Origin of the sequence: Paenibacillus castaneae (assembly GCF_002884445.1) — a bacterium.
GTDB classification, from domain to species: domain Bacteria; phylum Bacillota; class Bacilli; order Paenibacillales; family Paenibacillaceae; genus Pristimantibacillus; species Pristimantibacillus castaneae.
In genome coordinates this window covers 1,041,641-1,053,657 of record NZ_KZ614144.1, presented here as the reverse complement: position 1 = coordinate 1,053,657, position 12,017 = coordinate 1,041,641, and the positions used below count along the sequence as shown (strand labels likewise).

General features: G+C 43.9%; 8 protein-coding genes and 1 pseudogene. 2 read left to right on the top strand and 7 right to left on the bottom strand.

The window, feature by feature from the left end; genetic code table 11:
- From CEF13_RS28690 to CEF13_RS04420, 5 genes and pseudogenes are all read right to left on the bottom strand, one after another.
- Window positions 1–2,807: InlB B-repeat-containing protein (locus tag CEF13_RS28690; RefSeq protein ID WP_211297035.1), on the bottom strand; the 2,807-nt coding region annotated here is incomplete at its 3' end.
- A 314-nt stretch (window positions 2,808–3,121) separates the two neighbouring features.
- Window positions 3,122–4,006 carry a glycerophosphodiester phosphodiesterase gene (locus CEF13_RS04435; RefSeq protein WP_102709607.1) on the bottom strand — a complete coding sequence of 295 codons (885 nt, stop codon included), beginning with the start codon at window positions 4,004–4,006 and terminating at the stop codon, window positions 3,122–3,124.
- 110 nt (window positions 4,007–4,116) lie between these two features.
- The gene (locus CEF13_RS04430) at window positions 4,117–4,404 is read right to left on the bottom strand and encodes a hypothetical protein (RefSeq protein WP_102709606.1); all 288 of its coding nucleotides are present in this window, start codon (window positions 4,402–4,404) and stop codon (window positions 4,117–4,119) included.
- Window positions 4,405–4,479: 75 nt separating this feature from the next.
- A pseudogene (locus CEF13_RS04425) lies at window positions 4,480–5,622 on the bottom strand (DEAD/DEAH box helicase); the annotation flags it as partial.
- Between the two features lie 60 nt (window positions 5,623–5,682).
- Window positions 5,683–6,159, bottom strand: a complete 477-nt coding sequence (locus CEF13_RS04420; RefSeq protein WP_102709604.1) for a GNAT family N-acetyltransferase — start codon at window positions 6,157–6,159, stop codon at window positions 5,683–5,685.
- A 424-nt stretch (window positions 6,160–6,583) separates the two neighbouring features.
- On the opposite strand from CEF13_RS04420, the gene CEF13_RS04415 reads away from it, so the two are divergent.
- Window positions 6,584–10,207, top strand: coding sequence for a glycosyl hydrolase family 18 protein (locus CEF13_RS04415; RefSeq protein WP_244917043.1), 3,624 nt, complete (start codon window positions 6,584–6,586; stop codon window positions 10,205–10,207).
- A 74-nt stretch (window positions 10,208–10,281) separates the two neighbouring features.
- Here the strand turns inward: CEF13_RS04415 and CEF13_RS04410 are convergent, their stop codons facing one another.
- Both CEF13_RS04410 and CEF13_RS04405 read right to left on the bottom strand, forming a co-directional pair.
- A complete protein-coding gene (locus CEF13_RS04410) occupies window positions 10,282–10,920 on the bottom strand; it encodes an NAD(P)-dependent oxidoreductase (protein ID WP_102709602.1) in 639 nt (212 codons plus the stop codon).
- Window positions 10,921–11,051: 131 nt separating this feature from the next.
- Window positions 11,052–11,480, bottom strand: a complete 429-nt coding sequence (locus CEF13_RS04405) for an Rrf2 family transcriptional regulator (protein ID WP_102709601.1) — start codon at window positions 11,478–11,480, stop codon at window positions 11,052–11,054.
- A gap of 158 nt (window positions 11,481–11,638) precedes the next feature.
- Here CEF13_RS04405 and CEF13_RS04400 point away from each other — a divergent pair, with 158 nt between their 5' ends.
- The gene (locus CEF13_RS04400) at window positions 11,639–11,971 is read left to right on the top strand and encodes a heme oxygenase (RefSeq protein ID WP_102709600.1); all 333 of its coding nucleotides are present in this window, start codon (window positions 11,639–11,641) and stop codon (window positions 11,969–11,971) included.
- The last annotated feature ends 46 nt before the right edge of the window (window positions 11,972–12,017 follow it).

Genomic DNA, 12,017 nt, shown 5'->3' with positions numbered 1-12,017 from the left:
CCGCCGTCTACTTTGAACTCCATCGTCGAATCTAGTCCAACAATTGTGTTCGCTGCATCGTTAGCCGATACGTTTGGCGCTGCTGGTGCTGGCGGATTCGGCGTGAACGTCAACGTCGTTTCTGCTCCCGCTGGTGTTCCGGTTGCATCATCTGCAGCTACACGTACAAGTACCGTGTGTGAGCCTGCCAAGTTTGGCGCATTTGTTCCGTCATACTTCACATAACTGCCTCCGTCTACTTTGAACTCCATCGTCGAATCTAGTCCAACAATTGTGTTCGCTGCATCGTTAGCCGTTACATCTGGCGCCCCTGGCGCTGGCGGATTTGGCGTGAATGTCAGCGTCGTTTCCAAGCCTGCTGGTGTTCCAGCTGCATCATCCGCTGCCACACGCACTAGCACCGTATGCGCTCCTGATAAATCCGGCGCATTCGTTCCGTCATATTTCACATAGCTTCCGCCGTCTACTTTAAACTCCATCGTCGAATCCAATCCAACAATGAGGTTTGCAATATCGTTAGCTGATACGTTTGGCGCTAATGGTACCGTAGATGCCGTAACAATTACCTCAACAGTTGCTGTATAATTTCCTGTGTTTAAATAGCCTGTAGGAATTGCTCCTAGCACCGCTGTAAAGGTGTAGCTTCCTGCTGCACTCGGATTGTACGCATCCGTATCCACCCAACTGCTGACAGGTACGGTTACCGTATTATTATTTGCTTTTACCGTTGTTGGCAGTGCCGCTTTTACAGCTGCAGCATCACCATGTAGAGCTGATCCAGCCGTTCCTGCATGGATGTCGGCAAGCAGATCAAAGGATGCTATCTCTATATCGTCTAATGTGTTTCCACTCGCAGCGACGCTTCCTGGCCCGGTTATGCTAAAATCGACAGATCCGGTTACACCAGCTGAATATGTTGTGATAACAAAGACATAGACGTTTCCAGCGTCTAAATGAACATTCGAAATTTTGGATAACCAGTTGCCATCTATTTCTGTACCGCTTGGACCCAAAAATAGAATATCCTCATTGACAGCCAATACATTGACTAGCGGATGAGTAGGATCGAAGGGATTTTTGTATAGCCATACTTGTGTATCGCTTTTATTACCCGTTAGCAACCCCGTAGCTGAATCAATCGTTATCGTATAACTTCCCGTAACTGCCGGAGTTAAATTCACGGTTACATAATTGTAGCTTCCCGAGTTTGCTCTCGTATTCGCTGCAAGAATATCGTTTGTAAACCAAGTTGCCGACCAATCTGCATTGGTTTGCGTATGATCCCCTGGAGTAAACGGTCTAGTATAATGTAGGTCATTTGTTACATTGGCTGAATAATTTGAGGTTACATTGCTGATAATCTTCGTATAATGCGCTGTATACGTAATCGGGGCAGTCACTGTCGTTGCGGCAACTTGAACATTGCTCAACAACGTTAGTCCTCCATCCGAACTCCAGCCTGTGAACGTATACTCATTATCTGGTGTTACAGTCGGAACAGCTGCTGGATGCCCGCCTACAACAACCGTTTCACTCGTTGCGCTGATCGTTCCGTGCGCTCCTGCATCATAGGTTACAGCAACACTGATCTGCGGTACCGTAATCCCATGAAGCACAAGATTGCCTGTCTTTCCATTGTACATACCAAATCCACTGTTATATCCTTTGAAATAGTTCGTTGGATTCGTAGCATCGTTATCTATTAGCTTCCAGTTTTCGATAACCGTACCGTCATTTTGATAATGTTTGTCCTCTGCATATCTATTGACACCATCATCAAAATTAAGGCTAACAGCAACAAAGCCGCCATTACTCAGGCTGAATATAGACGGTGCTAAAGTACCGTACAGCAATCCGCTCGTAATATCATTTCCTGTTGCAGTTCCATCGCTTTGAAAAAAGCTGACTCGCCAGCCTGTAGTCGTATTGTACAAAACAGCATAGTTATTATTGTTTAGGCTGATGACTTGATTTTGAGCCGAACCTGTTTTCGAATTGCTTGAAAGCTTGAAATGATTATTCCCATTAACCGTTTTCTGAGTACCGTCGTTTTGATATACAACACCATAATAATAATTACTGTTATATGTGTTATATACAACCATGAATGTACCATCACGATTTGCAGCTATGGCATGGGTATATGTCGAATCGTAGGAAGCAAGAGCTTCTCTCGTTCCTGTTTTATCGATAGATTGAGGTAAAGTTACGGAGTTTCCTGAAGCATCAAAAATTCGCATGTAGTATTCATCGCCCGCATGCTGCCAAATAAAAGCGATGTTGCCGTTAGAGAGCTCAGCAGCATTCGTATAACAATTATAATTAGCAGTTTGGGTACTGATATTCGTTATACCTTTCACTACTTTGCCATTCGCATCCAATATAATAAACTGAAACATACTATTCGTATTGTTATCACACCCGTTAGAGCTACCCTCCCAGGTAATAATCGTTTTCCCCTGGCCCATAGGATATGCTTTAACAGTCATAACTTCTCTTGTTCCCATTATTGAACTAATATTTTTCTCGAATACCATGTTCCCTGAGTGGTCTAACACTTTATAGGAGTATATTGTGCCATTTTTGGACAGCACGCCGCTGTCTCCATTGGATAAAGAAACAATACTTCTTGATAATTCACCAGAGGGTGTGAGTGCTTTGAATTTCACGGCCGTATTAAGATCAAATAGCCCGCTCGCTGCAAATGCTATATTCTTATACTGTAGTATAGGCATACAGTATAAACATAAGATCATAAAGCATAACATGATTGCCGTTCTTTTGTTTCTTGCTTTTCCTTTTGCCAAATGCTTCATCCCCTTTTAATAAAAAGCCTATTCATCCTTTTCGCTTACTAACTGGAACTTGCTATTTCCCTCGACCACTCCCTATCAAAAATAAAGTGTAAAATTTTCCTGAGATAATTCGACAATATCTCATCAATTTCCTTCTTATTCGACAATAAAATTGCAAAAAAATAGAACTTTTCTTCATTATCCAGCCAAAATAAGAAGGACTATAGCCCTTCTTAGCAATTCTAATACATAAGTATCAACAAAAAATCAAAATGAATAGACTTAACGAGAGTGAGCAGCTACTTTCAATGTATGATGATCGGAACTTATCCCGGATAATCCGTAACCACTCCATCAACCCCAAGCTTCTTCACCCGCTCCCATTCCTGGTCCGTTTGAATCGTCCACGCCATCACTTTTCGGTTGCGAGCATGAATCTTCCTTATGATCTCCTCGTCAAGCAGATTGTGTGGGTAGTTAATATACGTCACATAAGAAGTGAGCACGTCCAATGTTTCATCTGATAAAGGATGCTGATCCTCCTGAATAAGGGCAACGATAGGTATATTCGGCAGCAGGGTGTGAATGCGGTGCGTAGATTCGAAGCTGTAGGACTGAATAATGAGACCTGTGCTGTTCTTGAATTCCTCGATACTCCGTAATCCGCCTGCTTCCCCGAAGCTTGTATGATCTTGCTGCAGCTCGTACTGCCGCACGATTTCAGCTACTTTCTCTTCAATTCCTGGATAATTCGGTGAATCCTTAATTTCAACAAGCATGCCCATTTTTCCAACAAATCGGTCCATCACTTCTTGAAAGGATAATAGGGTTTCTTCCTTAGCATCGGAGCCGGAGACAGAACCAGAGCCGCTGCTCGCGTCCATTTCTTGAAGCTCCTCCAATGTATAGCTGTCTACATTTCCCTTATAATTCGTCGTTCTGTCTACTGTATCGTCGTGGATGACGACAAGCTTTCCGTCCTTGCTCATCTGGATATCGAATTCGATAAATTCGGCTCCAAGACGCTCAGCCTCCTCGAAGGCTGCCATCGTATTCTCGGGAGCATGGCCTGAAGCCCCGCGATGCGCAATGATGATTAGCCCATCAGAGGAACTGCGGTTAGATGCCGTCACCATGATGGCGGAAACGCAAAGCAGTAGCAATAGCAATCCTACACTGCGCCAAATGAAGTTTCTTTCTCGTCCGTACATGATTCCACCCCCGTTTCACTACTTTAAACACGCGGAGCGGAGCACGAAACAAAAAAAAAGGAATGACCTCTAACGAGAGGCCATTCCTTCTTCATTGCCGCAGCTAATATTTATTTACCCTCATATTCCTTAGTCGCAGTATCCAGCATGGATTCCCAAGTTGTGAAATCCGTTTCCCTAGCCACATGACGATCGAAGAGTTCGTCAGGAATGTCCTGAATATCTTCTCTTGTCTGTACTTGGAAGTTGCCCTTCTCCAGAAACGCACCAAAGCTTTGCAAGCTGGAATGCTTGCTCATGAACGATTCATTAAACAATTTCTCTAATGAAATATGGTCTGGATCCTCTTGAATCGATTTCTGTCCTTGCAGTTCTTTCAATAAGTCGTCAAATGACATTGGCTTTTGCTTTCTCAGACGATCACCCCTAGGTTTATTTATTTCATTATTGCTTAGCAATTAAACGTAATCTTAGCTTATTAGCAGCGGATCAGAATGTTCCGTTACGATGGGAATCGATTTTTTGATCTTTTTCTCAATATCCTTCAAATACGGAATTTCTTCCGTCTCACAGAAGGAGATTGCAATTCCGCTTAGCCCTGCTCTACCGGTTCTTCCAATGCGATGAACGTAGGTTTCTGGGATATTAGGAAGGTTGAAGTTGATCACATGCGAGAGCTCGTCAATATCGATTCCCCTGGCTGCGATATCCGTTGCAACCAGCACCCTTGTTGCACCGCTCTTGAAATTATTCAGTGCATTTTGGCGTGCATTTTGAGATTTATTGCCATGAATGGCCTGAGCGGAAATATTCACTTTGGTCAATCCGCGCACGACACGATCTGCTCCATGCTTGGTACGGGTAAATACAAGTGCCGACACAATGGATGGATCCCGCAAAAGATCATTCAATAAGCTTTGCTTATTTGCTTTTTCTACATAATATAGTGATTGCTTTATTCTGTCCACTGTAGAAGATGCAGGTGTAATTTCCACTTTCACTGGATTAACAAGCAGCGCTTTGACGAGCTTGGATATTTCCGGCGGCATTGTAGCAGAGAAAAATAGTGTTTGTTTTTTGCCGGGCATTTTGGCAATGAGCTTCTTCACATCGCGGATAAAGCCCATATCCAGCATTCTGTCTGCTTCATCAAGCACAAGTATTTGTACATGTTGTAAATCAACAAGCTTCTGATTCATTAGATCAATCAGTCTGCCCGGAGTAGCAATAATAATATCTGCGCCTTGCTCAAGGGAACGCTCTTGTCCCTTCTGGGAAACGCCGCCCACGATAGCCAAGCTGCGCAATTGCGTAAATTGACTGTAAGCTTGTATGTTATCAGAAATCTGGAGAGCCAGCTCTCTGGTTGGTGTTAATATCAAGGAACGAATGCGGCGCACCTTCTGGGGGCTGCTTTGCTGTTCACTCAATAGTTGAACAATCGGCACGGCAAACGCGGCAGTCTTTCCTGTTCCGGTTTGAGCACATCCGAATAAATCTCTACCGGCCAGTACAGCTGGAATCGCCTGTTCCTGTATGGGTGTCGGCGCCGTATAGTTCTCTTTGCTAAGCGCTTTTAGAATCGCTGGTTTAATGTTTAAATCGTTAAAATTCATTTTGTCTCCTTCATGTTCAAAACTGCATTTCCTAATTGACCACGCATGCTGCGAATGCTCCTAATTAAAGGTCATCCACACGGTATTCCCAAGCACCTCAAAGCCTTGCTTATACCAAAAGTTTTTTGATTTTTCCAATGAATAAACATACATCTTTTTATTCGGGTATTTCGCTTTGAGCCAATTAATAAAAAATGCGCCGTAGCCCTTGCCTTCGAAATCCTTTAATACATCGAGTACTTCTATAAAAATAAAATCTTTTTTGTTCTTAATATCGATATAGAAGTCAGTTTCCAAATATTTCTCATCCGCGCTGAAATAATCCTTTTCCGCCTTCTGGATTAACTGCTTCCCATTGCCATATTCCCATACAACGCCGTACCCGACCATCGTATCCTCGGCTTCAATGATATAAATCTCTTCCGGTAACTCCGATTTCTCCTTGCTGCTCAATTCCCCTGCATGATAACCGGATGTTAATTCACTTAGCTCGGTCTGCATTTCTTGATCAAGTGGTTTAGCAATAATAGCAGGCATTCTAGTTCTCCTTTTGCTTTTTATAGCATGTATCGACTCCAAATAAAAAGAAGCAGGGCGTACTTTCGTTCCCTGCTTCTGATATTGATTGTGATCGGTCAATTGTCCTATGTCATCTTACCACAAATGATCGCAGTCAACTAGTTGTTTTCTCAGTCCGCTATTCAATATATATCCGCTTAGATGGGTCTATGGTCAAATTTTACCCCCTATGAAATGGAAATATACCCCTTCCCTTCTCACACTGTTCGACTCATGATTATAGAAGCTACACAATACCTTTACATTTATCGTAGGGGAGGTGCTGGTTAATAGAGGCTTTTACTTCCAGACCGATCATACCATCACGATCTAACATCGACACCCAGACATTTGCATGAATTGGAATGCGGACCTGTTCGAAAATAATAATAGAGGTGATAAGGTGGATTTATTTGTTCGGAAGAAAGATTTGAAAATTTATATTGTGTTTCTAAGCTTTATTCTCATGCTCAGCCCTCTCTTTCATGCTTCTTTGTCCTATGCCGCAGACAATGCCGCACCTGAACAAGCAGACCCGTCTGCTAATGTTGGAGCTACAAACTTGCATGTAGTGGATGTGACTCATAATACGGTCTCATTGGAATGGAATCCCGCTCCAGGCATCAACCATTATTGGATTTGGGATGAGAATAATAAATATATTACTTGGGCGAATGATGGGGCACAAACCGTTGGCGGTTTATCGCCAACAACCACTTATACCTTTTATGTAGGTCCAGACGGTATCCAATACGACAAACTTACACCTGAGCAAAAAAGTAACCTGGTCACTTTCACTACGACAGAAGATCTGAGCCAGTACGAGGAACCTCCATTAACCCCTCCGCAAAATTTAAAAGTAACAACCGTTACAGATAACAGCATCAGCTTCGGCTGGACAGAAAGTCCCGGTGCAGACGGCTATGACTTCTACGTAAATGATAAATGGAAAGCTGGCGTTTGGGACGGTTCCAATACGATCACTTATGCCATTTCTGAAGAGCAAGCCGCAGCAGGTTCGATCAATTTCAAAGTTGGAGCACAAAATTCCAAGAGCAAGCAGGTATCTGCGGACAGCAATGTTGTTTCGATCACTTGGGGACAACTGGCTGCTCCAAGAGATGTCCAGGTCGTGACGGCGAATCGGACAACTGCTGCGCTCGGCTGGGCCCCTACTCCAGGCGCCACCAGCTATGCGATTTATCGAGATGGTGAACAGATTGGCTCCAGCGATTCGAACCGATATGAAGCAACAGGCCTGAAGGAAGGCCAATCCTATTCCTTTGCTATCATCGCCAAAAACAATCGATGGGTATCCGCTAAGAGCAGCGGCATTACCGTTGTGCCAGGCAGTGATTATAACATCGTCACCTACTACAGCTCATGGTCTGCTTCTGAGACCGGACGCCGTTTCAAACCAACAGATATCGATGTTTCACAAGTGACTCATATTAATTACGCTTTCTCTGATCTATGCTGGAAAAAGTACGGAACAGGCCCAGCAGCTTGTACGAACGAGAAAATCCCTCTGCAATCGGGTTATGTTTATGACGGCGAAATGGTCATTGGCGATCCAGAATTCGATTTAAGTAATTTCAGTGCTTTTGCAACAATCAAACAAAATAATCCACACTTACAGCTGATGATTTCGGTTGGCGGGTGGTCATGGTCCAAAAACTTCTCGAATATGGCGGCTACTGAAGAAACTCGCCGGATGTTCGCTAATTCCGTCGTTAAATTCCTTCGCGAATATAAGCTGGATGGAATAGACATCGATTGGGAGTATCCGGTAGAGGGTGGGGAAACCTATAACGTACATCGTCCAGAGGATAAGGAGAATTTCACCCTTGCGATGAGAACCGTACGTGAAGCTTTAGATGCAGCAGGCTCCGAGGACGGCAAATATTATTTGCTGACGATCGCTTCCGGTCAGGGAGATAATTTTGTCGTCAATGCAGACCTTGCTCATTCCTCCAGCTACTTGGATTTCATCAACATTATGACCTATGACTACAGCGGAAGCTGGGAGCTGCTCGCTCACCATAATGCGCCGCTTTACGCGGATAAGAATCATCCAAGAGACACTGCGCCTCGCAACAATGCAAGCGGCGGAGCGATCGGCCATTTGAATGGCGGAGTGCCTGCCCATAAGCTTGTGCTAGGTATTCCGTTCTACGGCAAAGGCTGGAGCGGCTGTCCTGCTAATGGTGAATACGAGACCTGTACCGATATTCCAGCGGGGAGCTGGGAGAAGGGTATTTTCGATTACTCTGATCTGGAAGATAACTTTGTAAACAAAAATGGTTATGTCCGCTACTGGAATGAAGCATCGAAAGCTGCTTATTTGTACAACAGCGATAACCAAACCTTTATTACCTACAATGACCAGACCTCTATGATGTACAACGCTTCATTCGTCAAATCCATGGATCTAGCTGGTGTGATGAGCTGGGATATTAGCGGCGACCGCAACCGAACACTATCCACCCAATTGGCTCAGGATTTGCCGTTTAACGGCTCCGTGAATCCATCCGCTCAATCCGCGCCTTCCAATCTCGTGCTTGGTTCTCGGAGCGAGAATACGCTGCAGATGCAGTGGGACGCAGCTGCAGGGGCGACGGGGTATGAAGTATATGTGAATAATCAATACGCAGGCTATACGAACGAAACGAATTTTACAGCAAGCTCCCTTACATCCAATACGGATTACAAGATTCATGTGCTGGCCATCGTGAAGGACAAAGAGCAAGTGCTGAAAGTATCCGCTGCAAGTCAGGTATTAATTGCGGCTACCACTTCCTCCTCGGGACCATCATCTCCAGGTGGAATAACACCGCAATCGCCAACCAAGGAGAAGGATGAGCTTGATACAAGCATTGCGAAAGACGGAGGCAAATGGACATTCACCGTACAAACGGACGCTGCAATAAAGACCATTGAAGCTTCTAATTCCGCTGCATTTATTATTATAGCGGGCAATGATGCGAAGCAAGTTGACATCCTCGTGTCTAAAGCAGTCATGGAAGCAATTGCGAAAAAAGGAGAGCAAGCGGTATTAACCGTTGACTGGAATGGTATATCCTATATGATCCCGATTCACACCATTCCTCTTTCTGCAGACATAAAAATCTCGATTGCAGCACCTGCCTCAAGCATTATTGACCAGATCAATGGGTCAGCGCAAGCTAATGAATTGAAAGTACTTGCCCCGCCGCTCGACTTTAAGGTTGAACAGCTCACTTCTGACAAAACTTATGTGGAAGTTACGAATTGGGGTCAAGGGATGCTTAGCCGTATGTTCACCTTAAGCGCTAATGACATCAACCTAAACCGGGCAACCGGCGTTGTGTATGTGCCTGAATCCAATGAATTCCGTTCGGTTCCTACTCGTTTCACTACCAACGCAGACGGAACGGTAACAGCGGAATTGATAAGAAAGGGCAACAGTATCTACACTATTGTTGAGACTAGCTTCAATTTCAAGGATGCGACCATCGAATGGGCTAGGAAAGATATAGAGCGGGCAGCTGCGAAGCTGATTATATCTGGGGAGTCGGCAGACCGGTTTGGAGCAAACAGTACGATCACGCGCGCCGAATTTATTTCCATGATCGTCAAGGGACTTGGCATTGTGCCAGACAATGTGAGCAATCCGTTCAAGGATGTGGATGTAAAATCCAAGTTCGCAGGAGATATTGCAGCAGCGAAGAAGCTGGGACTAATCAATGGAACGACCGAAAATACATTCAATCCGAACGGCTTAATCACCCGACAGGACATATCCGTCATCTTAGCTAACGCAATGAAGTATGCAGGCAAGACGAATCATGCAGATATCGCAGTTCTTGATCGATTCAAGGATCGCGCTAAGATTTCATCTTATGCGCAAGCATCGGTTGCTTTCATGACAGAACAGCAAATTATGCTGGGCGTTTCACCTACTTTATTAGACCCTCTGTCTAAGGTGACTAAGGCACAAGCCGCGGTTATGGTGATGCGGATGCTAGATGTATTGAAGCTGACCTAGTTATTTCTTGCTGGAATACGAAAAGGACAGAGCAGACTATAACATCTGCTCTGTCCTTCTGTCATCTTATAAGCTTAGTTTTCCGAGACAAGCGTAAATCGTTTATTGATATGATGCGGGTTCTCAATCTCATCCACTACAGCGATAGCAAAGTCTGCATAGCTGAGATAGCTTTGCCCTTTGCTGTTTACAAGCAGATTATCTTCGCCCTTCTGATAAGTACCCGTTCTTTTGCCTTCTGGGTCGAAAAATGCAGATGGGCTGATGAACGTCCACTTAATACCAGAAGCATTCTGCAAGTCTTCGAAATTTTTGCCTTGGTTTTGAGCAGTAGCCAAGTACTCTTTCGGAAAATCAGGCGTATCCATAACACGCAACGTTTTCGCTTCATCGACGTATAAACTGCCTGCTCCGCCAACTACAATCAGCCGGGTATCGGGAGTACCTTTAATCGTCTCGATTAAACCTTTTCCTGCTTCAACATGTTGTTGCTCTGTGCCTGGAGCGGCACCGAACGCATTCACTACGACATCGAATGGAGATAAATCAACGGAGGTTAATTCAAAAATATCCTTTTCCAAAATTTTTGCATCTAGATCTGTCATTTTTGAAGCATTTCTAACAATAGCCGTTACTTCATGACCTCTGCTTAAAGCTTCTTTCATAATCAGATTTCCCGCTTTTCCTGTAGCACCAATAATTCCAATTTTCATTTGGACTTCCTCCTAAAATTTTTATTATGATACCCATTTTGTAAGTTTTTCAAAACAGGTTATTCAACAATGGATTTCGTTGTAATGTTGTAACTTACAATATTACAACTAGTTCAAAAAAAAGAATTATCTTAGTTTGAAGCTAATGATAATTCGGCAACTAATTCTTTCATCGTAATATTGGCTAAAATGTTCTCCATCGCATCTTGAGCGCGGTTTAATATCAATTGCAAAACAGCTTGAATATTAGCGCCAACAGGACATTGAGGGTTAGGTTCTTCATGGATATGAAATAGCCGGCCTTCTTCGACCACATCTACCGCTCGGTAAACATCTAAGAGCGTGACTTCAGCTAGGTCTTTCAACAAATAAGCACCGCCAGTTCCCGAACGGACACTCACCAAGCCTGCTTTTTTAAGCTGCCCTAATAGCCTCCGAATAATAACCGGATTTGTATTAACGCTGCCCGCAATCCATTCTGAGGTACTATGCGCACCCTTGCTGATATCTAATAACGATAGAATATGAACAGCTATGGAGAATCTGCTGCTAATTTTCATCGCGCTCACCCTCTCGATGTAATCATTATAGTTACAACGAATTGAGAAGTCAAGATTTTTACTTCATTATCCAAAAGGTTTATACTGGAAATAGCTCTTATAGGTTTCGACGATTGTGAAATTTCAATTCAAATATGCAAAAAAAGGAGCTGGGATTCATGATCATCGTAACGAACAGAATTAAAGTCAAAAAAGGAATGGGCGCTGCAATGGCCCCCGGCTTTACTGCATCGGATCACTTAGACTCCACTCAAGGTTTCGTGAAGGTAGAAATATTATTAGCCCAAAACTTAACCGAGCATGATGAATTGAACGTAAATATGTACTGGGAAACAATGGAGGACTTTACGGCTTGGCGAAGTAGCGATGCCTTTAAAGCAGCTCACCAACGCCCAGAAACCGATTCCTCGGAATCGCCTAAAGAATCGCCTATTCTAGACAGCGAGATCATTACCTATGAGCTGGCGTCTGTGAAGGAAGTTATTAAATAAAGAGGTTATAAAAAGCCTGGCTCCACAACGGACCAGGCTTTCGTTT